Origin of the sequence: Pseudarthrobacter sp. NKDBFgelt (assembly GCF_046097905.1) — a bacterium.
Taxonomy (GTDB): domain Bacteria; phylum Actinomycetota; class Actinomycetes; order Actinomycetales; family Micrococcaceae; genus Arthrobacter; species Arthrobacter polychromogenes.
In genome coordinates, this window is the sequence record NZ_JBJURL010000003.1 from 27,200 (window position 1) to 50,588 (window position 23,389).

20 protein-coding genes are annotated in these 23,389 nt (G+C 67.5%); 7 read left to right on the forward strand and 13 right to left on the reverse strand.

Features of this window, described 5'->3' with window-relative positions; all coding sequences use genetic code 11:
- A complete protein-coding gene (locus ACKAE7_RS01385) occupies window positions 1-1,200 on the forward strand; it encodes a TerC family protein (RefSeq protein ID WP_190611281.1) in 1,200 nt (399 codons plus the stop codon).
- 189 nt (window positions 1,201-1,389) lie between these two features.
- Complete coding sequence (locus ACKAE7_RS01390) at window positions 1,390-5,025, forward strand: TM0106 family RecB-like putative nuclease (protein ID WP_408978324.1); 3,636 nt, start codon at window positions 1,390-1,392, stop codon at window positions 5,023-5,025.
- 13 nt (window positions 5,026-5,038) lie between these two features.
- Here ACKAE7_RS01390 and ACKAE7_RS01395 read toward each other — a convergent pair whose 3' ends face one another.
- From ACKAE7_RS01395 to ACKAE7_RS01405, 3 genes are all read right to left on the reverse strand, one after another.
- Window positions 5,039-5,389 carry an acylphosphatase gene (locus ACKAE7_RS01395; protein ID WP_408978325.1) on the reverse strand — a complete coding sequence of 117 codons (351 nt, stop codon included), beginning with the start codon at window positions 5,387-5,389 and terminating at the stop codon, window positions 5,039-5,041.
- Window positions 5,390-5,499: 110 nt separating this feature from the next.
- Entirely contained in the window at window positions 5,500-6,417 is a 918-nt protein-coding gene (locus ACKAE7_RS01400; protein WP_188811208.1) for a glycosidase, read from the reverse strand.
- A gap of 254 nt (window positions 6,418-6,671) precedes the next feature.
- Window positions 6,672-7,736, reverse strand: a complete 1,065-nt coding sequence (locus ACKAE7_RS01405; protein ID WP_408978326.1) for an adenosine deaminase — start codon at window positions 7,734-7,736, stop codon at window positions 6,672-6,674.
- A gap of 48 nt (window positions 7,737-7,784) precedes the next feature.
- On the opposite strand from ACKAE7_RS01405, the gene ACKAE7_RS01410 reads away from it, so the two are divergent.
- Window positions 7,785-10,316 (forward strand): ABC transporter, encoded by a 2,532-nt coding sequence (locus ACKAE7_RS01410; RefSeq protein WP_408978327.1) that lies wholly within the window; start codon window positions 7,785-7,787, stop codon window positions 10,314-10,316.
- Window positions 10,317-10,532: 216 nt separating this feature from the next.
- A complete protein-coding gene (locus ACKAE7_RS01415; protein ID WP_408978328.1) occupies window positions 10,533-11,183 on the forward strand; it encodes a transglycosylase family protein in 651 nt (216 codons plus the stop codon).
- Between the two features lie 149 nt (window positions 11,184-11,332).
- Here ACKAE7_RS01415 and ACKAE7_RS01420 read toward each other — a convergent pair whose 3' ends face one another.
- Window positions 11,333-11,920: a hypothetical protein gene (locus ACKAE7_RS01420; RefSeq protein ID WP_188811198.1), complete on the reverse strand. Its 588-nt coding sequence runs from the start codon at window positions 11,918-11,920 to the stop codon at window positions 11,333-11,335.
- Between the two features lie 156 nt (window positions 11,921-12,076).
- On the opposite strand from ACKAE7_RS01420, the gene ACKAE7_RS01425 reads away from it, so the two are divergent.
- On the forward strand, window positions 12,077-12,997 hold the full coding sequence (locus ACKAE7_RS01425) for an MSMEG_6728 family protein (RefSeq protein ID WP_408978329.1): 921 nt from the start codon (window positions 12,077-12,079) through the stop codon (window positions 12,995-12,997).
- A 3-nt stretch (window positions 12,998-13,000) separates the two neighbouring features.
- Window positions 13,001-13,861 (forward strand): SDR family oxidoreductase, encoded by an 861-nt coding sequence (locus tag ACKAE7_RS01430; RefSeq protein WP_408978330.1) that lies wholly within the window; start codon window positions 13,001-13,003, stop codon window positions 13,859-13,861.
- Between the two features lie 51 nt (window positions 13,862-13,912).
- Here the strand turns inward: ACKAE7_RS01430 and ACKAE7_RS01435 are convergent, their stop codons facing one another.
- The 9 genes from ACKAE7_RS01435 to ACKAE7_RS01475 all read right to left on the reverse strand — a co-directional run bounded on the left by ACKAE7_RS01435 (window position 13,913) and on the right by ACKAE7_RS01475 (window position 22,356).
- A complete protein-coding gene (locus tag ACKAE7_RS01435) occupies window positions 13,913-14,965 on the reverse strand; it encodes a hypothetical protein (protein ID WP_408978331.1) in 1,053 nt (350 codons plus the stop codon).
- Window positions 14,962-15,180, reverse strand: a complete 219-nt coding sequence (locus ACKAE7_RS01440; protein WP_408978332.1) for a hypothetical protein — start codon at window positions 15,178-15,180, stop codon at window positions 14,962-14,964. Before ACKAE7_RS01440 ends, ACKAE7_RS01435 begins: the two co-directional genes overlap by 4 nt.
- Window positions 15,177-15,512 (reverse strand): hypothetical protein, encoded by a 336-nt coding sequence (locus ACKAE7_RS01445; protein ID WP_408978333.1) that lies wholly within the window; start codon window positions 15,510-15,512, stop codon window positions 15,177-15,179. Before ACKAE7_RS01445 ends, ACKAE7_RS01440 begins: the two co-directional genes overlap by 4 nt.
- Window positions 15,509-17,287 carry a glycosyltransferase gene (locus tag ACKAE7_RS01450; protein ID WP_408978334.1) on the reverse strand — a complete coding sequence of 593 codons (1,779 nt, stop codon included), beginning with the start codon at window positions 17,285-17,287 and terminating at the stop codon, window positions 15,509-15,511. The genes ACKAE7_RS01445 and ACKAE7_RS01450 overlap by 4 nt, the downstream gene beginning before the upstream one ends.
- Window positions 17,284-18,567: a lipopolysaccharide biosynthesis protein gene (locus ACKAE7_RS01455; protein ID WP_408978335.1), complete on the reverse strand. Its 1,284-nt coding sequence runs from the start codon at window positions 18,565-18,567 to the stop codon at window positions 17,284-17,286. The genes ACKAE7_RS01450 and ACKAE7_RS01455 overlap by 4 nt, the downstream gene beginning before the upstream one ends.
- A complete protein-coding gene (locus ACKAE7_RS01460) occupies window positions 18,564-19,376 on the reverse strand; it encodes a glycosyltransferase (RefSeq protein WP_188811182.1) in 813 nt (270 codons plus the stop codon). Before ACKAE7_RS01460 ends, ACKAE7_RS01455 begins: the two co-directional genes overlap by 4 nt.
- A 12-nt stretch (window positions 19,377-19,388) precedes the next feature.
- Complete coding sequence (locus ACKAE7_RS01465; RefSeq protein WP_188811180.1) at window positions 19,389-20,480, reverse strand: hypothetical protein; 1,092 nt, start codon at window positions 20,478-20,480, stop codon at window positions 19,389-19,391.
- A gap of 98 nt (window positions 20,481-20,578) precedes the next feature.
- On the reverse strand, window positions 20,579-21,574 hold the full coding sequence (locus ACKAE7_RS01470) for a glycosyltransferase family 2 protein (RefSeq protein ID WP_408978361.1): 996 nt from the start codon (window positions 21,572-21,574) through the stop codon (window positions 20,579-20,581).
- 2 nt (window positions 21,575-21,576) lie between these two features.
- Window positions 21,577-22,356 carry a glycosyltransferase family 2 protein gene (locus ACKAE7_RS01475; RefSeq protein ID WP_229666426.1) on the reverse strand — a complete coding sequence of 260 codons (780 nt, stop codon included), beginning with the start codon at window positions 22,354-22,356 and terminating at the stop codon, window positions 21,577-21,579.
- Between the two features lie 254 nt (window positions 22,357-22,610).
- Between ACKAE7_RS01475 and ACKAE7_RS01480 the strand changes: the two genes are divergently transcribed.
- A complete protein-coding gene (locus ACKAE7_RS01480; protein WP_408978336.1) occupies window positions 22,611-23,372 on the forward strand; it encodes a YqjF family protein in 762 nt (253 codons plus the stop codon).
- The last annotated feature ends 17 nt before the right edge of the window (window positions 23,373-23,389 follow it).

Consider the following 23,389-nt stretch of genomic DNA (forward strand, 5'->3'; position numbering starts at 1 on the left):
ATGGAAGTACCTGCTTATGTTTGGACCCTGACCATTGCCGGGATCGTGGGCCTGCTGGCTTTCGATTTCTTCTTCCATGTGCGCAAGGCCCACACGCCCACCCTCAAGGAAGCTGCCGTCTGGTCCTCGATCTATGTGGGCATCGCGGTGCTCTTCGGACTGGGCGTACTGCTGTTTGGCGGACCCACGATGGGTACCGAATACTTCGCCGGATACATCACAGAGAAGGCACTGTCCGTGGACAACCTCTTCGTGTTCCTGATCATCATGGCCAGCTTCCGGGTACCCCGCGCGGACCAGCAGAAGGTGCTGCTGTTCGGCATCGTCTTCTCCCTGATCGCCCGCACGGGATTCATCCTCCTGGGCGCTGCGCTGATCAACAGCTTCGCGTGGGTGTTCTACATCTTCGGCCTGATCCTGCTGATCACTGCAGGCAACCTGCTCAAGCCGGGCAGCCACGACGACGACTCCGAGGGCCTGGTGGTCCGGCTCGCCAAGAAGTTCCTGCCGGCGTCGGAACACTACGACGGCGACAAACTGTTCACCGTTGAGAACGGCAAGCGCGTCCTGACCCCGATGCTCCTGGTGATGGTGGCAATCGGCGGTACGGACATCCTGTTTGCGCTGGACTCCATCCCGGCGATCTTCGGCCTGACACAGAACGTCTTTATCGTCTTCACGGCCACGGCGTTCTCCCTCATGGGCCTGCGCCAGCTCTACTTCCTGATCGACGGACTGCTGGACCGGCTGATCTTCCTGTCCTACGGCCTCGCCGTCATCCTGGGTTTCATCGGCGTGAAGCTCATCCTGCACGCCCTGCACGAGAACACCCTGCCGTTCATCAACGACGGCGAGCACGTCAGCGTGGTGGAGGTCAGCACAGGCGTTTCGCTAAGCGTCATCCTCGGCGTCCTGGTGATCACGGTCCTGGCGTCCATCTTCAGCCCCAAGGGCAAGGCCAAGAATGCCGTTTCCGGCGCCCGGCGGCACGCCGTCGAGTACCTGGACCTCAACTACGAGACGGACATGAACGAGCGGGACAAGATCTTCGCCGCGATGTGCCGCGAGGAGAACGAGATCCGCAAGCTTCCGGAGAAGTACAAGCGGCTCATCCGCAACGAGACCGAGTTCCTTGACCTGCTGCGGAAAGCCCACGACGAACACGACAAAGCCCAGGTGCGGGCGGCCGCCGAAAACTGATCGTCCCACCCAACTAGGTAGCAGTAAGTGTCGTTTTGAGGGCTCAGAACGACACTTACTGCTACCTACTTTGAAGCTTGTCTGTTTGTCAGCGCCCCTTGCTACGTTTGGACCAGGCCAGGGGAACAGTCCCTGGTTCTGGCAATAACAGCCTGGCGATGACAGCCCGGCTGTCGATGGGGAGGCCCCGTGTTCTTGCTCGAAGCCGCAGAGGCCGGCGCGCCGCCGGACCTGGTGTTTTCGGCCAGCGACCTGGTTGCCGCCAGCGAGTGTGAGTACCGCACGCTCCGGATCCTGGACGAGAAGCTGGGCCGCACTGCCAAGGCGGAGTTCCCTGCGGACGAGATGCAGGTCCGCGCCGGCGAGCTGGGCGACCGGCACGAACAGACCGTCCTGGCCAGCCTGGTTGCACGGTACGGAGAGTGGGATGCCAGCCGCGGCGCCGGCGTCTATTCGCTCGAACGCGGCCAGAACCTGCGCGGGGACCTGCAGGCCAAGCATGCGGAGACCGAGCTCGCTCTGCGGTCCGGGGCTGACGTGGTGTTCCAGGCCACCTTCTTTGACGGGGAGTTCCTGGGCTACGCGGACTTCCTGGTCAACGAGGCCGCGGGCACAGGCAGCCCGGGCCGGTATGAGGTCTGGGACACCAAACTTGCACGGCACGCCAAGGTGGGCGCCCTCCTGCAGCTCGCGGCCTACGGCGACCAACTGCTAGGGATGGGGCTGGACCCCTCGCCGGTGGTCACCCTGGTCCTGGGGACCCGCGTGGGCGAAGACTGGCTCCGCAGCAGCCACTCCCTCCCGGACCTGTTGCCGGTTTTCCGCGAACGGCGGCGGCGCTTCCGCGAGCTGACCGCGGAGCACAGGGCAGGTGAAGCCACTGTGAAGTGGCAGCAACCGGGGATCGTCCACTGCGGCCGGTGCGACTACTGCGCCGAGCAGGTCCAGGCGCACCGGGACCTGTTGATGGTGGCTGGAATGTCCGTGGTGCAGCGGAAGAAGCTGCATGCGGCAGGCATCACCACCATCGATGAACTGGCGGCGATGCCTGCCGCGGACGCCAGGAATTCCGTGGTCCGGCTGCGCGCCCAGGCGCGGATGCAACTGGGACTGGACGCCGTGGCGGGGTCCCGGACCTTCACCCAGGACGGCGGGCCCCACACCGTCTCGTTCACCGTCCTGCCTGACAACACCATAGGGTTGCTCCCACCGTCCAGCCCGGGGGACATCTTCTTCGACTTCGAGGGCGATCCCCTCTGGCAGGATCCGGCTACCGGCGCCTGGGGCATCGAGTACCTGTTCGGCGTTGTTGAGGCGCCGGCCGCGGACCATGTCGGTGATCCCGTGTTCCGCCCGTTCTGGGCCCATTCCCGGTCCGAGGAGCGCCGCGCCTTCCTGGACTTCCTCGCGTACGTGGAAGAACGCCGCGCCCGCTACCCGGACATGCACGTCTACCATTACGCCGCCTATGAAAAGACGGCCCTGCGCAACCTCTCCCTGGCACACCAGGCCGGGGAGGACACCGTGGACTCCTGGCTGCGGGAAGGGCTGCTGGTGGATCTCTACGCCACGGTCCGGCAGTCGCTGCGCATCTCTGAGGCGTCCTACTCCATCAAGAAACTGGAACCGCTGTACATGGGCAGCAACCTTCGCTCGGGTGACGTCAAAGACGCCGGCGCGTCCGTGGTGGCCTACGCCGCCTACTGCGCGGCCAGGGACGCGGGGGATCACGCCGAGGCAGGAAAGGTCCTGGCGTCCATCTCCGACTACAACCACTACGACTGCCTGTCCACGCTCCGGCTTCGGGACTGGTTAGTGGACGTCGCCAGGCAGGCCGGCGGGATGGCAGCCGGAGAGGCCGAGGCCCGCCAGCCAGCGGCGGCAGGGGAACCGGCTCAGGAAACGACACAGGAAACACTCCCGGAAGCGGCTCAGGAAACGCCTGAGGAAACCGCTCTGCGCGAATACCTGGCAGGCCTGCCGGAGGACCGGGCCTGGACTGACGACGAACGCGCCATCGCCATGGTGGCCGCCGCCACCGGCTACCACCGCCGCGAACGCAAGCAGTTCTGGTGGCAGCACTTCGACCGGGTGGAGGCACCGGTCGAGAACTGGGCGGACCAGCGGAACGTGTTCCTGGTGTCGTCGGCGGAGGTTGCCTCGGACTGGGCGCTGGCCAAACCCCGGGAACGGATGCGTACCCGGACCCTCCGGCTGCGCGGCACCATGACGGAGGGCTCGGACTTCCGCGCGGACTCCACGTGGTGCCGGCTCTACGACGCGCCGCCACCGGAAGGAATGGCCGTCCCGGATGCTGCTCCCGGCGCACGGGCTTTCTCCTTTGGAACGAGGATCAGCGACGTCGCCCCGGCGCCTGACAACCCGGAGCACACCATCATCACCGTTGCCGAGCGGGAGACCGGAAAGGTGGCCGCATACCCGCACCTTCCGGTCGCCCTCACCGAGGACCAGCCGCTGGCCACCACCAGCATTGAGGCTGCCATCGCCGAGCTTGCCCGCACGGTTGGTTCCTCCGTACCGACGCTGCCAGCCCACCCCGGGCTGGACATCCTGCGGAAAAAGGCCCCGCGGTTCCGCACCCTCCCCGGCCCGGTGGAGGTACGCCATGACACCGTGGGCTCCCCGGATTACTCCGCGGCCATCACGGCGTCCCTCCGGGATCTTGAGCACTCCTACCTGGCCGTCCAGGGTCCACCCGGAACCGGAAAGACGTACGTGGGCGCCCACGTCATCGGCAGCCTGGTGGCCGGCGGCTGGAAGATCGGCGTGGTGGGCCAGTCGCATAACGTGGTGGAAAACCTGCTCTGCCGTGCCATCGACACGGGCGACGTCTCCCCCTCGGCCGTGGCCAAGAAGCTGGCTGCGCCGCACGACGTCCCCTGGACCCGGACGGCCGACGGCGACGTCGCCCGGCTGCTCGCATCGCCCGGCGGCTGCCTGGTGGGCGGAACCGCGTGGACCATGACGGGCAAGGAACTCCCGGCGGGCTCTCTGGACCTCCTGGTGATCGACGAGGCTGGACAGTTTTCGCTGGCCAACACCCTTGCCGTTGCGCGGGCGGCCAAGCGGCTCCTCCTGCTCGGTGATCCGCAGCAGCTGCCCCAGGTCACCCAGGGCGCCCACCCGGAGCCGGTGGATGAATCGGCGCTGGGCTGGCTGGCCGCGGGCCATGCCACCCTGCCCGCGAGCCTTGGCTACTTCCTGGCAGACAGCTGGCGGATGCATCCGGACCTGTGCCGTTCGGTGTCACGGCTCAGCTATGAAGGAAAGCTGCGGTCCGCACCGGCGGCTTCGCTGCGCAGCCTTGAGGAGTTGCCGCCCGGCGTCGAAACCGTGTTCGTGGGGCACTCCGGCAATACCACCGCATCCCGGGAGGAGGCCGCTGAAGTGGTCCGGCAGGCACGGCGGCACCTGGGCCTGAAGTGGAAGCCTGGCGCCGAGAATGAGTTCCGGCCCCTCGGGCAGCAGGACCTGCTGGTGGTGGCCGCCTACAACGCCCAGGTCCATCTGGTCCGCAAGGCACTGGAGGAAGCCGGCCTGCCGCAGGTCCGGGTGGGGACGGTGGACAAGTTCCAGGGGCAGGAAGCACCCGTGGTGCTCGTGTCCATGGCGTGCTCGGCCGTGGCTGAAGCACCGCGGGGAGCGGAGTTCCTGCTGAACAGGAACCGGATCAATGTTGCGGTGTCGCGAGGGCAGTGGCGGGCAGTCATCATCCGCTCCGCCGAGCTCACGAGCTACATGCCGCACCGGCCCGCAGCCCTGGAGGAACTTGGCGCGTTCCTGGGCCTTAGCCCGCGCGCCTGACGGGAAATACCTGTCAGCGGGCCCTGAACCCGCGGAAGTTGCCTTGCGCTACGGAGAGCGAGTCCTCAACCCGCTCCACCCGGCCGGGGGTGTTTCGGGAATTCAGCCAGTCGAGAAGCGCCCGGACCTGTGGCTCGGGGCCCTCGGCAACCACGGCGACCGAACCGTCGCCGAGATTCGTCACTTCGCCTCCCAGGCCCAGTTCCTCCGCCTTGCCCATGGTCCAGAAGCGGAAGCCCACCCCCTGCACCATGCCGAAAACGCGCGCCTCCAGCCGGACGGCATCCCCTTCAGGCGGGCCCGCCGCAGCGTCGTTGTCCGGCCCCTCAGGCGCCCCGGATGACGGACCTGCGTGCCTCGCCATGGTGCCTCCCCTGAGTCGGCGCCGTCCCTCCCAACTAGGTAGCAGTAAGTGTCGTTTTGAGCCTCCAAAACGACACTTAGCGCTACCTAGTTGGGCTGAAGGGCAACCCGTTAGTTGATGGTGATGTCGCGGGTGCTGTGGTTGTAGCGGATGGTGACGGTGCCGCCGGCGTGGTGCAGTTCGTGGTTGGGGCCGTCGAACGTGCCGTAAGCGCCGTAGTTCTCATCCCAGGAGCGGTTGATGGCGATCTTGAAGGTGTAGAAACCGGCGGGAAGTTCGGCGCTCTTCTTCCAGATCTGGTCCAGGAAGTCGAATTCCATCTGCGCTTCGTCGTACTGCGGAGCCCAGTTTTCGGGCGCACCCAGGATGGTGTTGAAGTCACCGGCAACAGCCACGGCTTCGGGCTGCGGGTGCGTCTCGACGTCCGCGTCCTCAAACGCCTCGGGCGCTGCGGGGGCAGCAGCTGCCTCCGTCGTGGCCGGGGCCTTGCCCTTGCGGACAGCCTTCACCACGGGTTCGACGGCGTCCTCAAGTACCTTGGCTGCCTTGCCAACGGCGGCGGCGGCCTTCTTGGCAGGTGTCTTCTTAGTGGCCTTTTTGGGTTCCGCGGCGGCAGCTGCCGTTTCGGGAACCGCGGTGGTCTTCCGGACGAAGCCCTCAGGAGCAGTGGGAACCTGGACGTCGGCAGGGATGGGCGTGCCGGCGTCGAGCGCGCTGGCGAAGGAAACCGCATCCGGGAAGGCGACCGTGGCGCGCATGCCTTCGTCGGTGATGGTCCAGCCGGAGCGGCCCTTGACCAGCCAGCCGGCCTTGACCAGCTTTGCCGTGGCCGAGGTGAGCGTCTTGTGGCCGCGGGGAATGCCGCCGCTGAGCAGCTCGGCCTCATGCTCATTGAACGGCACCCTGGCCGTTGCCTCGGCGAGGACCTGGCCCGCGTTCAGTGCATCGCCGGACCACACACCTTCGGTCAGGACATCCAATACGGTCTTGAGTCGAAGGAAGGTGTTTTCTGCGGTGGACTTGGCCATGATTCCCCTTTATAAAAGCGATCGGTCTTAGGCATCTTGCCAACTGCCCGTTAAATCGCGCGACTTGAAATGGTTAACACTGCGTGTCGTGACCGACTATTAAGCGGACGTCCCAACAAGTGAGGCTGAGGTCTCGGGAAACGGGCTGGCTGCACAACCCCTGAGCGCTGACATGGGTGCCGCACTGCACTTCCCAGACACGCCTGCGGCACCCAGTTTAGCGGTACGAGGCCACTGCTGTTGCCTCGGACACGTTACGGGTGCGCCACATCCCCGCTATTCAGTTCATCCAGCAGCTCAGCCTTCCGCTCCTCGGAAGCAAAGGACGAGTGGATGGAGTTCGCGGCGAGCCTGGCCTTGTCGAAGTCAGAGAGCTCAAAGACCGCCCCAAGCTGGGCAAAGTTATCATCCACGTAGCCGCCAAAGTAGGCCGGATCATCGGAGTTCACGGACACGTTCAGGCCGGCTGCCAGCATGGCGGGAAGGGGGTGGTCTGCCAGGGTGTCCACAGCCCGGAGCCGGACGTTGGAGAGCGGGCACACCGTCAGCGGGATGCGGGCATCCACGAGGCGCTCCACCAAATCCGGGTCGTCCATGCAGCGGATGCCGTGGTCGATCCGCTCCACGCCCAGGATGTCCAGGGCCTCGATAATGTACGACGCCGGCCCCTCCTCCCCTGCGTGCGCGGTCAGCCGCAGCCCAGCCTCGCGGGCTTTCGCATAGAGCCGCTCGAACTTGGACGGCGGGTTTCCCACCTCGGCGGAGTCCAAACCAATGGCAGCAATCGGAGCGTTCATGGCCAGCAGGCCGTCCAGGACCTCCAGCGCGGATTCCTCGGAGAGGTCACGCAGGAAGGCCGCAATCAGCAGCGTGGAGATCCCGAACTCCTCCTGGGACGTGGCCAGGACGGACGCAACGCCGTTGACGCACGTTTCCAGCGGGATTCCGCGCGAGAGGTGCGCCTGCGGGTCCATCATGATTTCGGCATGCCGCACCCCTGCGGCAGCGGCCCGCTCAAGGTAGGCGCGGGTCATATCGGCGAAGTCCTGCTCCGTCTGCAGCACGGCCATGTTGGCGTAGTACAGGTCGAGGAAGGACTGCAGGTCCGTGAACTCGTACCTTTCCCGGAGCTCGTCCAGGCCTGCATACGGGAGCGCGATGCCGTTCCGCTCCGCGAGCGCGAAGATCAGCTCCGGCTGGAGGGTTCCCTCAATGTGCAGGTGCAGCTCGGCCACCGGAAGGATCCTGGCGGGGACTTCCAGCTCTGCTGCGTCCAGTTCTGTTTCGGGCACGGCAGTGCCGCCGGCAAAGTTATCCATCGGGTCAGGATAATGCCCCGCGCCGGAATCACCACTAGAGTCGAACCAATGCAGAACGCTAAGCACGCTGATGACCTGCAGTACCCGGTTCCTGCCCCGGCCACCGACGGCTTTGTCCGGGTCCGGGGAGCCCGCGAAAACAATCTCCGCAACGTGGATGTGGATGTCCCGCGCGATGCGATCGTGGCGTTCACCGGCGTCTCCGGGTCCGGCAAGTCCTCCCTGGCGTTCGGCACCATCTATGCCGAGGCCCAGCGGCGCTACTTCGAATCCGTCGCCCCGTACGCCCGCCGCCTGATCCAGCAGGGGCACAACCCCAAGGTGGAGCTGATCAGCGGGCTGCCGCCCGCCGTCGCCCTTCAACAGCGCCGCGGCGCTCCCAGCAGCCGGTCCACGGTGGGAACCGTCACCACGCTCTCCAACTCCCTCCGCATGCTGTTCTCCCGGGCGGGCACGTACCCGGCCGGCAGCACCCAGCTGGACTCTGACGCCTTCTCCCCCAACACCGCCGCCGGCGCCTGCCGGGAATGCCACGGCTTGGGCGTCGCGCACACCGTGACAGAGTCCTCGCTGGTCCCGGATCCGTCCCTGACCATCCGCGACGGCGCCATCGCGGCCTGGCCGGGCGCCTGGCAGGGAAAGAACCTGAGGGACATCCTCACCCACCTGGGCTACGACGTCGACGTCCCGTGGCGCAAGCTGCCCAGAAAACACCGTGACTGGATCCTCTTCACCGAGGAACAGCCCGTGGTGGAGGTGACCCCGCAGCGCGACCGCGTGGCCAAACCCTACAAGGGGCGGTTCTGGAGCGCCAGGAGCTATGTCCTCCATACGCTGGCTGATTCGCAGAGCGCCTCCATGCGTGACCGCGTGCTGGCCTACATGGAGTCCGGGCCGTGCCCCCGCTGTTCCGGGACGGGCCTGGTGCCCGAGGCCCTGGCCGTCACGTTTGCGGGCAGGACCATTGCGGAACTCAACGGGCTCCCCATGGTGGAGCTCGCCGAGGTTGTCCGTCCCACCGCTGTATTGGACGACGCCGGCACGGCCTCCCGCACTCAGCTTTCCGGAGAGTCCAACGAGGTGGCTGTGGCCATCACCCGGGACCTGCTCCAGCGCATCACGGTCCTGCTGGACCTCGGGCTCGGTTACCTGGCGCTCGGCCGGGCCACCCCCACCCTTTCGCCGGGCGAGATGCAGCGGCTCAGGATTGCCACGCAGCTGCGGTCCGGCCTGTTCGGTGTGATCTACGTGCTGGATGAGCCATCCGCCGGGCTTCATCCGGCCGACGCCGAGCCGCTCCTGGAGGTGCTCGAGCAGCTGAAGTCCTCCGGCAACTCGGTGTTCGTGGTGGAACACAACATGGATGTGGTGCGCAGGGCGGACTGGCTGGTTGACGTGGGCCCCCGCGCCGGCGAAGGCGGCGGCGAAGTGCTCTACAGCGGGCCGGTTGGCGGTCTCGCCGCGGTTGAGGAGTCCGTCACCAGACCGTTCCTGTTCGACGACGGCGGATCCGTCCCGCGCGGTGGTTCCGGTGCCGGCGGGGCCAGGGAACCTGAGGAATGGCTGGAGCTGAAGGACATCACCCGGCACAACCTTCGCGGGCTGGATGCCGAGTTCCCCCTGGGCGTGCTGACGGCGGTCACCGGGGTGTCCGGCTCCGGCAAGTCCACGCTGGTGAGCAAGGTCCTGGGCGAGGCTGTCGGCTCCGGACTCAGGACCCCCGTGGAGCAGGATGGGGCCGCGGAGCCCCTGGAGCTGGGCAGCGTCCTCGGCAGTCACCGCATTGACCGCCTGGTGACTGTGGACCAGAAGCCCATCGGCCGGACCCCGCGGTCCAACCTGGCCACCTACACCGGGCTGTTCGACGCCGTCCGCAAGGAATTCGCCGCCACGGAGCAGGCCAAGGCCCGCGGCTTCGGCGCCGGGAGGTTTTCCTTCAACGTGGCAGGCGGGCGCTGCGAAACCTGCCAGGGCGAGGGGTTCGTCGCCGTCGAACTGCTCTTCCTGCCCGGCAGCTACGGCCCGTGCCCGGAGTGCGCCGGGTCCCGCTACAACCCTGAGACCCTTGAGGTGCAGTACCGCGGGCGGAACATCGCCGAGGTCCTGGCCATGACGGTTGATGCCGCATCCGGGTTCCTGGCCGCCGTGCCCGCTGCGGCCAGGAGTCTCAAGAGCCTGCGGGATGTTGGCCTGGGCTACCTGCGGCTGGGGCAGCCGGCCACGGAGCTCTCAGGCGGGGAGGCCCAGCGCATCAAGCTGGCCACCGAGCTGCAGCGGGCACAGCGCGGCCACAGCCTCTACCTCCTGGATGAACCCACCACCGGCCTGCACCCCGCCGACGTGCAGCTCCTGATGGCACAGCTCCATGGCCTGGTGGACGCCGGCAACTCAGTGGTGGTGGTTGAACACGACATGGCCGTGGTTGCCGGCGCCGACTGGGTCATTGACCTCGGCCCGTCAGGAGGGGACAAGGGCGGCCGGATCATGGCAACCGGGACACCTGCCGCCGTCGCCCTTTCCGCCGAAAGCCGCACCGCCCCGTACCTGGCAACCGCGCTCGCTCAGGGAACCACCAGCTAACGCCCAGAAACATCTCGATTTGATAACGGCAGCGCAATGTCTTAGCGTAAAAGGCATGCCCGCCGCTGGCGGACCCATGAATGCCCGGTGCTGCCTTCACCACAACTGCCCAGCAGGCAGCCACCGAAACGACCTCTATTCGTCAGGGGCGGGCAGTGGCGCAATGATCTCCGGGGACGGAAGCAGCGCAGGTGGCCTTCAGGAGCATCACCCATCATGAAAAACACCAAATTCCGTACTGCCGCTCGCCGCGGAGCAACTGTAGCCGCCATCTCCGCTGCAGGCCTGGCTCTCTCAGCCACCGCTGCCAACGCCACCACCAGCACCTCCACGTGGGATGCCCTGGCACAGTGCGAGAGCAGCGGCAACTGGTCCATCAACACCGGCAACGGCTACTCCGGCGGCCTGCAGTTCAGCCCCACCACCTGGGCTGCCTTCGGCGGCACGGGTTCCGCCGCTGACGCCAGCCGCGAGCAGCAGATCGCCGTAGCTGAGCGGGTCCAGGCATCGCAGGGCTGGGGCGCCTGGCCCTCCTGCTCCGCCCAGCTGGGCCTGAGCGGCAGCGGCACCAGCGTTGCGCCGCAGTCCGTTCCGGTCCAGAGCGCACCAGTGCAGGCGGCTCCGGTCCAGGCCGCACCGGTGCAGCAGAGCGCACCCGCCGTGCAGGCGGCTCCGGTTGCGAAGCACGTGACGGCCGTGGCCCTCAGCGGAGAGACCTACACGCTGCAGGCCGGGGACACGTTGAGCACCGTGGCTGAGAAGCTGGGGATCGCGGGCGGCTGGCAGCACCTTGCCGACGCCAACCTGGACACCATTGCGGATCCCAACCTTGTATTCGCGGGACAGGTCATCCAGCTTCCGGCCTAGTGCCTGTGAGGCTGCTGCCCTCCGGGGCACCAAAATCAGGTCGGCGATAGACAAATTCCGTTGACCGCTTACGACGCCGGCGCGCCCCCACAAGGGGATGTGCCGGCGTCGTTCTTTAACGCTTGTAAGCCGCAGCCATGGACGGGGCCTTAGGCGCCGGCGGGCAGTTCCCGGACGATCCGCACCTTCCAGGCTGAATCGTCGCTGGTGTCCAGCAGGGCGACTGTGCCGTGGGCCAGGTTGAGGGCAACGCGCTTGGCGGCGAGCAGCTCAAGGTAGAGGTGCTCGTTCATCCTTGCGGGGGTATCGATCATGTATTTCACGGCGTCGCGGACCTTGCGGTAGTTCGCGCTGCTTTCCCGGTGCTTGTGCAGCTCCAGGGCTGAGCGCTGCTTCAGCCGCGGCTCGTGCCGGTTCAGCCAGCTGACGGCGGCGTGGACGGCAACCACGAGGGTGAGCGAAACGCCGTAGATCCACCAGCCGCTCGAGAGCAGGAACAGAGGCAGGTTTCCGACGGCCACGATGGCGATCACAATGCGGAGCGCGGCGATGCGGCGCATGGTCAGGGCGACTGCGGCCATGCCGTCGCGGAAGCGGTGCTGTTCCTTGCGGGCCGCGGCGGGATCAAGGGTGAACTCGTCAAGGACAAGGATGCCCTTTGCCTCCGGGCCCAGCATCTGCCCGTAGCGGGGCAGCGCGGGGGTGGCGGCGGTGGTCTTTTCAGGAGTTGATGTCATGAGGGAGCTTCCAAAACGCTGGGGTGGTTGCGGTGATCTTAGTGGGTGAAGATCACTTACGTATGCATAGGTCCACTATGTGAACATCCAGGCCGTGCGCATGTGGTCCGTGGCACTGCAATTGGCACATCCGCCGGGTGCCGTCAGACTGAAGGGATGCAAACCTTCCTCCCGTACCCTGATTTCCGGCAGAGCGCCGCTGCCCTGGACACCGCCAGGCTGGGCAAGCAGCGCGTTGAGGCGCTGCAGACACTGCGTGCCCTGGTGATTCCCGGCTACGGCTGGCAGACCCACCCGGCCATCCGGATGTGGATGGGGTACGTGCCGGCCCTCACCATGTACGGGCTGGCAATGGTTGACGAGTGGACCAAGCGCGGGCACCCGGACAACACCTGGGCCAACATCGCGGAGTTCGCGCCGCAGGCAGCCCACCCGGACTACGCGGCGAAGATTCCCATGCCGCCGTGGCTTGGCGACCCGGATTTCCACCTGAGCCACCGCTCCAAGCTGGTGCGCAAGGAACCCAAGTTCTACACCCCGGTCTTCGCGGATGCGATACCGGAGATGGAATACGTCTGGCCGGAGCCGCGGCATGAGTTCCTGCCGCAGGAGCCTGAGGGTGACATCCTGTGGATCCTCAGGTCCCCGCACGACGACGTCGATCCCCAGACGCTCGAAACCGTGGCCCTTCCGCCGGTGAACGGGAGCACCGCTGCCGCCGCTGATGCGCCGGGTGCGGGCGGGGACTACTCCCCCGTGTTCGTCGACGACGGGTCCCGGCGCCCGTCCCGGCAGTCCCGCAAGGCACCGCCCAAGCAGCTGGTGAAGAAGCCCACCCGCAAGCGGCTGGCGCAGGAGGAGACATTCTCCACCCTTCCCGGAAAGACGCCCGTTGCCGTCCCGTTCGAGCATGGTGCGAAGTTCGCGGTGGGGCAGGTCGTGGGCCGGCCCATCACGCTGGAGGACGGCAGGTTCGGCAGGAACTTCACGGTCACCGAAGTCATCGACCGTTCCGCGTTCACCTATCCGGCGCTCCTGCAGGACCCGCGCGTGTTCTTCCCGGTGGAGGCACCGTAACCCATGACCATCCTCCTAGCCGGCTGTGGTGATCTGGGAACCGAAGCGGGGCTGCGGTTCCACGCGCTGGGCCACCGGGTGGTGGGCTGGCGCCGCTCCCCCGCAAAGCTGCCGTCCGCCATCGAAGGTGTCGCGGCTGACCTGGGCGCGCCGGGACTGCCGCCCGTTCCCGCCGACACCACCGCCGTCGTTATAGCCGTTGCTGCCGATTCGCCCTCCGAGGAGGCGTACCGCGCGAGCTATGTGGATGGACTCACCCACGTCCTCGACGCCCTGGAACGCGACCACGTACAGCCGGGCCGGGTGCTTTTTGTTTCCTCTACGGCCGTATACGGGGATGCCGGCGGTGGCTGGGTGGACGAAGACACCCCGACTGCGCCCGGCGGGTTTTCCGGACGCGTCCTGCTGGAAGCCGAGCACCTCCTCCAGGCCCGGTTCAGCGGCACGGCCACCACGGCCACGTCCCTCCGGCTGGGCGGCATCTATGGCCCTGGGCGCACCAGGTTGATCGACCAGGTCCGCAACGGTTCCGCCGTTGTTCCGGAGGACATCCGGTATACCAACCGCATCCACCGGGACGACGCTGCTGCTGCTATGGTCCACCTCGCCACGATGGCCGCCAGGCCCGAAGCGACCTATATTGGCGTGGACAACGATCCCGCCGATCTTGGCACGGTACTGCGGTTCCTCGCCACGGAGATGGGCCTCCCCGAACCCCCGGTGGGTGATGCCGGGCCGGCGCGGGGCGGCAACAAGCGCTGCCGCAACAGTCTCCTGCTCAGTACCGGATTCGCGTTCACCTATCCTTCATTCCGCGAGGGGTACCGGGCCGTCCTCGCCGGCGCCGGGGTTCGCCACCCCTAGCTCCCGCCTGGCTGCCGGTGCCGGCGCAGTGCTGCAGCCTGCCGGTGCGGCTCAGCCGGCGTCCGGACGCCAGTACCGCAGCCCGCCGCTGGTGCCGCCGTCGGGGGCGACGTCCACCACGGCATACGGGAATACCCGGCGGTCCGACTGGTCGGGTCCGCGGCCGCGCACGTCAGAACACCAGGTGCCGGTGTTGACGTACCGGGCGGCGCAGGCCCTGAGGGACGACTCCAGGGCACGGTGGGTATGGCCCGACAGATACCAGGCCACCCCGGAACCGTGCGCCTCAAGAGTACGGGCCACCCGGACCGCCGCGGCAGGGGCCTTTCCGCCGGCGGTACTGCGCCCAGCGGCCGCGAGCGCCATGCGGGTAGCGGCCGCCGGGAGCGCGGACACGGTCCGGAACCGGGACAGGCGCGCCAAGTCCCGGACAGCCACCCCGTCGAGCCCCAGCCGGAACGACTCGGCCTGCAACAGCTCGGCGTATGCGGGCTCCCGCACGCGGCGTTCCGCCCGCTCGGACGCCAGGCAGGCCTGGGCAACCGCCCCGGCACGGCCCAGGCGCGACCTGTACTGATCAGCGTTCCAGGCGGCGAGCGGGGGCAGGTCCAGTCCGTCGGTGCCGTTGACCGCAGCGCGGAGAATATCGGGTATCCGGTGCAGCGCGTGGTGCTGGTGCCCGTGCTCGGCCACCAGCACGCGGGGGACGTGCAGGAACCACGGGTGCACCTGGACCCGTGCGGGCTCGGCCGGTGACAGCAGCGCCGCCAGGCGGGCAGCCACCGAGGGGCGGGCCAGCTCCACGTCGTGGTTGCCGCACACGAAGTGCAGCTGCACTCCCCGCGCCGCACACTCCTCCAGCGCCTGGAACGTGCCGGGATGGCGGGCGCGGATGGAGTCGAGCCGGGCCACGCTCCCGTCCCCGCTGCAGCCGGCCAGCTCGAACGTGTCGCCCACAAACGCGACGTGCTGCTGCGGACCGGAGGCTGCGAGCACCTCGCGCCGCAGGAACCCGGTCAGCACCTCGCCTGGGTACCGGGGATCGTGGTCCGTCACGCCCAGGTGGAGGTCGCTGAGGAGCAACCACCGCGCGGCGCCGCTCATATGAGCAGTCCCAGCACGCGTGGAAGGAAGAGGATCAGGTACGTCACCCACATGGCGGCAACCACCTTGGTGCCCACTGCCCGGCCGAGGATCCTTGGGCGCGCGGGCTGCCCGGTGTCCGGTTGCGTGTGCCGGACCTCGAGCGCGACGAGTGTGAAAAGCAGTGCTGCGGCCGCGAGCAGGCCCGCCAAGTCGATCAACACGTCGATCATCATGACGCCTCCCTTCGCGCGCGCGCCAGGCAGGCGAGGACGGTGATGGCGCCCATCGTGACGATGCACGCCTGCCACGACCACACAGCGAGGTAGAACATCGCCGTGGACACCGCCGTGAGGGTGGCGAGGCCAAGCGCCAGGACGAGCAGTGCGCCGAGCGCGGCGTCGGTCACCGGCGTGAGCCGGGCCAGGGCCTGCCCCGGGAGCAGGACGAGGACGGCCGTCGCCGCCACCGCCTGCAGCGGTGTCGGCAGCCCGATGAGCGTCACCAGCGACAGTGCCACCGCCGCAAGACCGAGCGCCAGGGTCAGCCGGCTGACGCTGCCGCTCATGGCGCCACCCGGTACGCGCGTGCGTCGGCGTTGCCGAAGACGAACTCCACGCCGTCCTGTGCGCCCAGCCAGTCCTCCAGTTCGGCGAAGCCGCTCTCGCTGGTGGCACCCTGCAGCACGAGGCTCGCCTCTGACGAGCGCGTGAGCAGCAGCACGGCACCGGCAGGGTTGTGCCGGGCGTAATTGTAGACGAGGGGGCCGCACACCTCCGCTGACAAGTCCGTTTGGCACAGTTCGTCGATCGTCCGGTACTTGTTCTCAAGGTAGGAGTCGCTGCGCCAAGGCGTCGGGTGGGCTGCCGAGATAATCGCGGAGCCTGGGGGCGCCAGGCGCTGTGCGGCGACGACGGCGGCCATCTCGCCGTCGGTGAAGACGTCATACTGGGCGTTCCCGAAGCGCCCTGTCACGGTCAGCATGGCCAGCAGGGTGCAGGCAAGGGCAAGCCCGGCCGCGGCTCCGGCAGAGGGGCGCCTGTTGCGATGCGTGGGAAGCAGGACCGAGCAGGCCAGGACCGCCACGAAGGGCAGCGCGAACAGCGAAACGCGGATGAGCATCTCCCCGCCGTACAGCTGTGCGGGGAAAAGCAGCAGCGGGCTGACAGCCAGGAGGACCACCCTGATGTCGAGGCGCCCCCTGCGCCAGTCGCGCAGCGCGCCCACCGCCGCGAGCAGCCACAGCACCACGGTGAGGGCCATCCGGACCTGGACTACAAACACGTGTCCGGGGGTCCCGCTCACGCGGTCGACGACGTTTGCCTCGGCCGCGGCCAGCAGGCCTGCGTCCTCCAGGGGCGGGTGGCCCACGAGGTAGGCACTGGCGGGGTAGACGAGCCAGAGTGACAGCACCACAGCGGTGATCAGGGGCAGCCGGCTGGGCCAGACACGTCCGCTCAGGGTGAGGGCGATCATGGCGATGAGCAGCATGAACGGCGTCAACTGGTGGCTCGCGCAGATGACCGTGACGAGCAGGATAACCACCGCGATGGCGCTTACCCGGTGGGCATGCCGGGGCTCGGCGGGCGACCGCCGCCGCCACCACGATTCAAGGGCGGTGCGTTTGAAGCCGCCGAAGACCGGGGTCCGTGCGGCCAGGGGCCCGACGAGCAGTGCCACGACGACAAGGTAGAGGAAGAAGCCGAAGGCCTGGGGCGAAAGGTAGTCCTGGTCCTGCCAGTTGCCGAGGCAGAAGAGCCAGAGCGCAAGCCACCGGCGTCGCGGATCGCGCGTCAGGTAGCGTGTCAGCACGCCCATGGCAGCGAGCCATAGACCCATGTTGAGGACCGGCGCCCACAAAGCTACGGTGACCGGGTCGAGCCCCGTCGCCTCGAGCAGCGTCGCCAGGAGGGCGAAGAAGCCCGGCCAGTTGAAGTACGCGTCGATGTCCGGGTTGATCCCCTGGGTCTCGGAGAGGGCGTCGGCGATGCCGAGGTGGCGGAAGGCGACCTCCCCCCGAGGGATATCCGTCACGAAGGCCGCGGTCCCGAAGAGCATGAGCACGAGCACCGCGATGAGCCACAGCATGACCGGGCGGCGTGCCGGGCCCTCGCCGTCGCCGCGCAGAGCGACGGCGAAGGCGACGTTAAGGAGCAGGACCCCAGCCCAGAACGGGTAGGGCAGCACGGCGAGGAGCCCCAGGTCGCTATTAATGGGGACCTCCACCGTGGAGGCGGCCCCCGCGGCGAGAGCCAGGGACGCGGCGCCAGCCACAACGCACCCCACGTCGCGGAGCTTCCAGCGTCGCTCGGTACGGCTGGGGGCATCGATCATGCTGGTCATCGCGAGTCCTGCTTGACTCGCCGGAGGACGGCCACCAGCCGGATGCCGGCCGCCGCTGCACCGATGGAGAGCACCACCAGCCAGGCAAGCGCCATGGCGCTGGCCCCACGCTCGGCGGCCAGCAGGGCTCCGACGCAGAGGGCGGCTCCGAGTGTCACGCCAACAATGATCGCCTCAGCGTACCGTCCGCGGGCCCGGCACACGGCGTTGTAGGCCTGCAGCACGGCATATGCCACCAGTCCTGCCGCCAACAGCCGCAGGGCGTCCGCGGACGAGTCGGCGTAGCGCTCGCCCATCAGCCCGAGCAGCGGGCGGGCAAAGACGACGAGGACGACGGCGGCCAGGCCTCCTACGGCGAGCGACCATCGGAGGCTCGCCCAGGTGGTGGCTACCAGGCGGCCCGGCTCGCGGACACCTTCGGAAAACTGGACGATGCCCATCAGCATGGGAGCGGTGTAGGCGGCCCAGGCCATCATCCAGGCGGGATACCAGTAGGCGGCTGCCTCCGGCGACACCAGGTGCGCGAGCAGGAGTGGGAGCAACAGCCCGGGGGCGCGCTCGGTCAGCGTCAGGATCTGGTTCGGCAGGCCCAGGGCCAGCAGTGAACGGCCGCGCGCCGCGCGCAAGGTGGGCCTCGGCCGGTAGCCGACCAGTCTTCGCAGCTGGATCGCACCCACGACGCACGCCACGGTGGTCCCGAGCGTCCAGCAGGCCATCAGCACATCGGCGGAGGCACCGTGCGCCCGCCAGGCCACGAGCCCCGCGGCCCCGAGTGCCACCCCGCCGCCCAACGCGTACCTTGGGGCCGCGCTGGCACCTCGTCCCAGCGCTACGAGCGCCTGGTCCAGCACGATGACCAGGGTGCCGGTGACGGCAGCAACAAGGAATGTGAGCCAGAAGAGAACCGACAAGGAGGCTGTATCCGGCGTCACGGCCGCCTGCAGCACAAGGTAGCCGAGGGCCAGTCCGGTGCCCGCCACCCCCACGATGGCGAACGCGGCGTCCAGCACCCGCGCGGGCGGCTCCCCGCGTCCCACCGAGACGATCACGGCCGACCCTGCACCGAGCACCGCGAGCTGCGTGCAGAGCATCACCGCCGAGACCGCCGCCATGGTGAGCCCGACCTCGCGGTCGGACGTGGCGCGCGCGGCCACGACCCAGAAAGCGAAACCTGCGCCCGTCTGGGCGGCTTTTGCGACGACGAGGCCGAGCGAGCTGCGCAGGGCGGAGTGCCGGACGGTTGAGGCGTCCGTCTCAGCTGTCCCCCGCCCAGCCCTCACGACGCGAGACCCCGCGCCAGGCCTGCGTAGTTGTACCAGCAGAAGGCAACGTAGTAGCGCAGCCACCGGGGCTGGCCCGCCGCAAGGCTCAAGGCGCTGCCCCGGACTGCCGCGGCGGCGGGCAGCAGCACCAGCCTCGCACCGCGCCAGCCGTGTTTGCGGATCATCTTTCCCAGGCCGGTTCCGTCCATGAGGAACTGGTCGAGCGCGAAGTCGAAGTCGTCTGCAGCGAAGCGGTGTTCGACCATCACTCGCTGTGACACAGCCGTTCGCAAGCCTGAGTCCCGCATCCGCCAGCGCAGCTCAATGTCCTCCCCCGACTTAAACGAGTCGTCGAAACCCATGCCCAGCATCAGTTCCCGGTCAACGAGCGTGGCGACGAGCCCGAACCAGTTGCGGCTGCGCCCGGTGCGATGGTGGTGCGCGAGCGCCTGTCCCCAGTATCCCGGTCCGCCGACACTCTCCAACCCGGCCTGGAGGGCGTCATAGCCGCCCTCCACCAGCTCTGTGAGCAGGTCGGCGACCCCCGTGGGTCCGAACACCACGTCGGAGTCAACCAGCAGGACCCAACGGGTGCTGCTGTTCCGCACACCAAGTGTTCGCGCCCACGGCAGGCCGCGGCCCTCGTCGCTGACCACCCGGGCGCCGGCGGCGCGGGCGATGGCGACGGTTCCGTCCGTGGAGCATCCGTCCACGACGATGATCTCGGCGACCCCCGACTGTCGCAGGGCCTCCAGGCAACGGGGCAGCATGTGCTCCGCGTTGCGGGCAGGGACAACCGCGGTGACCTCGGCAGGACTGTGATCCACGGTGTCCGCCCCCTAGGCCTGCTCGTCGAGGACCGACGGCAGCAGCTGTTCGAGATGCCGGACAATGTCGTCCGATGCCTCGTCTGCCGTGTACGCGGAAGGCACCTGCAGCAGGTGGCAGGGCCGTCCGTCGAGTGCCTTGCTCAGCACAACCCCCTTGGCCGCGAAGTGCTCCCGCCACGGGACGACGGACGTGGCCGCCAGGCCGGTCACAACCTGTTGCGAAAAGCCCGCCATCTCGATATGGAAGTTGCCGATCATGCGGTCGACCATCCAATCGGCTGTCCGCTCGAGAATCCGGGTCCGTGTGCCCTCGAAGCGCTCGACGTACACTGCTGCCGCAAGTGGGGCCGCTGTGGTGACTTTCCGTCCGGGGAACGCGGTCTCCGCCGTCACCATGCGGTGCTCCGGCGACCATCTCCGGGAGAAGTCCGCGAGGCGCGGATAACGGATGACGTACGGGTGCACGATTGTGGTGAGCCTGCCGACGCCCTGCGAGAGCCGCGACGGCACAAGGGGCTTCCGGACACCTTCGAACAGGTGCGGGTAGATGGCCCGGTGATGGGGTTTGATGAACATCGGCTTTGCGTAGCCAAGCAGTGTGGCGTCCTCGGCGAGGAAGGCCCAGTCGTCACCCATGAACGACCACCCGTCGCGGCGCATCAGTTTGGCGGCGGTGCTCGTTTTGCCGGTCCCCCCGGCTGCGGGAAGCGCGATGGCCTGGCCCCGGTAAGCCATCGTTGCCGCGTGGATCATGGCGGCTCCCCGGCCGATCATGGCGGCGTCCAGGACAGGTACCACGGAGGTCAGCAGCTCACCCGCGCCGTGGATGCGCCACTGTTCTCCGTCCCTCACCACCTGGACCCTGTCGGCATTGAAGCGGACGCTGTCCTCCGTGTAGGCAAGCTCGTGCTCGAGCAGGCCCGCATCAGGCATCGGCTCCGGCTGGTCGTCGACGACGATGTCGGCCGGCCGCTCTGCGTCGGTGGCGAAACAGGCCAACATGCTCCGGAGCTGGTGTGCCGCCGGCGCCTTGGCGTCGACGCGGATGGTGACGCGGCCGTGGATATCGAAGTGCAGTGCGTTGGTCTGCGAGGTGCGCATTGTCGTCCCCTGTCTGGGTGGTGTCGGTCAGATGATGTGGACGGCGCCGGCCGTATCCACGGTGTCCGCGGTGGCGTCGCGGTGGCAGGTGGAGACGTTCACTGCACCTCCCGCCACGGACTGACCCCGGCCAGGGCCGGCTGGTCCAGGGGGCGCCCGGGAAAGTGGGCAAGGTGGCGTCCCCGGAAGTACCCCGCAGACGTAAAGGCCACCACCGCCACCACGGCAACCGCGCGGCCAAGGCCGGCAGGATCGCCACGGCTCCAGTCCCTCATCCCTGCAAAGATGGCCCGGGGCAGGATTCTGCGGACGTACCTGCGCTCGGGGCCCAGGGCCCGCTTGTGCCCCACTATGCGGCTGACCTGGGCCTTGGAGATACCTTCGGACCAGGACCTTGAAAGCATGTAGCGGACCGTTCCCCTGTTGGCGGGTACATGGTGTCGCACCAGCGCGGCCGGCTCGTAAACGATGCGGGATCCGGGCGCCCCCATCTTCGACCGAATGCAGATCTCGGTTTCCTCGCAGCCCAGCGGGATGGAACCGCGCCGGCCCAAGGAGAGGTTGAAACCGCCCACCGTTCGTATGACATCGAGCCGGAACGACATATTGGCACCAATGACGTTCCTGACTTCGGTTGCAACCCTTGGCAGGCCCCGGTAACTGCAGCCAACGATCCAGTCCAGCTCTTCGCCGAAGTACCCGGGACGGCCCGCCTCCCAGACAGGTTCCACCCGCCCACCCACTGCGAGTACCTCGGGATCGTCGTACAGAGTGATCAGGCGTTCCAGCCAGTCCGGTGCGGCCTCTGCGTCATCGTCGAGAAAGGCGACGACGTCTGAGTCCGCCAGGCCCACGCCAGTGTTGCGTGCCCCGGAAAGTCCGCGGGGGCCGGTGTTCCGGACCACGGTGACGTCATGGACGGTCCTTGCTAATTGCTCGAAGAGTTCCTCGTTGTGGTCAACAACCACGAAGACTTCGTTGGGTGCCCAGGTCTGCAAGCGGAGGGAATCGATGACGTCCAGCAGCCACACCCAGCGTTCAGCCGTGTAAGCGCAGATGATCACGGTGACCGTAGGGAACACCACATGCGTCATGTTCACGCCACGCTTATGGCAGGAAGGACGCTCATCGGATCGGTGGGCGTTCGCGGAAAGCTCACGTTGGCATAGGCGTACTTCACGCGGCGCAGCGCCTCGGGGCGTGCACCGGCAGTGGGGGCCTCCCAGAGGAGGCACTCGTGGGCCATTGTCCCCAGCACCCGCCAGCCGTCCCGGAAAGTCTGGAGGTTTGATGCCCCGGAGATGCGGTTCAACTCCAGGCTGGGGACCTCGGCTATCCGGAGGCCGGCCTTGGCGGCCCGGACGATCAGCTCAGTCTCGATCTCGAATCCGTCGGATTCCAGCTGCAGGACTTCCAGGCACTCCCGCCGGAATGCGATGTAGCCGTAGCAAAGATCAGAGTAGTTGCTGTGCAGGACCGCGTTGGCCAGCCCGGTCAGGGCACGGTTTCCTGTGCGCCGCAGCCACGTCAGGTCCTCCGACCCCCCTCCCGTGACGTACCGGGAGCCTTTGACGAAGTCGTAGTCGTGCTGGAGTGGAGAAATGAACCAGCCGATTTCCCTTGGATCCATGCTTCCGTCGGCGTCGAGCATGACGATGATATCGCCCGTGGCCGCGGCAAATCCTGACCGCAGCGCGACGCCTTTGCCTTTGCGCGGCTCGTTCACCACCACGATGTCCTTGCGCAGTGCTTGGGCCACCCCGACGGTGTTGTCCGTGGAACGGCCGTCAACAATCACCACTTCGTCCACATACAACGGCATGCGCCGAAGGACCCAGGGGATGTTTTGGGCCTCGTTCAGGGTGGGAATGACCACGCTGATGGATGCTCCCTCCGGCGCTGCCGAAGGCTTAAAGAAAGAGTTTGGGGGCTGGGTGGAAATGGACAAACGCCTCACCACTTCACTGCACTTAGAGAACTCCGGCCGCTGGACGCCCCACTGCAGGAGCAATCACCGGGCCTTGGTTCCTTCCTCGGCCCCGGGTAGGTTGAGCATAGAGTCGGCCCCGCAAGGTAGACACCAGTAATGTGTACTCGCTTTAATATCGCGTCCTACGTAGGGATTTGGCCATGGAACAACGCCCGAGCGCCGCTGCCCTCTGGCCCGATCCGCCTGACCTGCCACTGCCGGCCATCATGGACCAGCGCTGGCTTGACGCGGTTTTCCTGCATTGGCGGATCCCGGAATCATCCGCTGCCCGGTTCATGCCGCCAGGGGTGGCGCCGGACGTATTCGACGGCTCTTCCTGGGTGGGCCTCATCGGCTTCCGCATGAAGGGCGCCGGAATAGGTCGCGGCCCCGGAATTCCGTACCTGGGCAGCTTCAACGAGGTCAACGTGCGCCTCTACTCGCGGGAGCCGGACGGAACCAGGGGCGTGGTGTTCCTGAGCCTTGACGCGAACCGGCTGCCCGTTGTCCTGGCTGCCCGGCAAGCGGGGATACCTTATGTGTGGTCCCGCATCCGGTCATGGGGAACACCGCCTGAAGACGTGGGCGGCGGCCCCAGCGGCTATTCGGTCAGCCGCTTCCGGAAAGGCGCGTCCAGCCGCTTCAGCGTCACTCCCGACCCGCATTCGGTTGCTGACGACCCCCTTTCCCTCCACGTCACAGCACGGTTCGGGCTGCACAGCAGTTTCCACGGACGGACCATTTACGTACCCAACACCCACGAACCCTGGGCATTACACCACGCTGATGTCCACGAGCTTCACGATGGACTCATCAGCTCGGCAGGCATTGACGTGGACGGCCCGCCAGAATCGGTCCTGTACTCGCCCGGGGTGCGGACCCAGTTCGGCTGGCCGAGGGTGGTCACCGGCGCTCGGGGTTGAGGCCGGAAGTAAAGCCA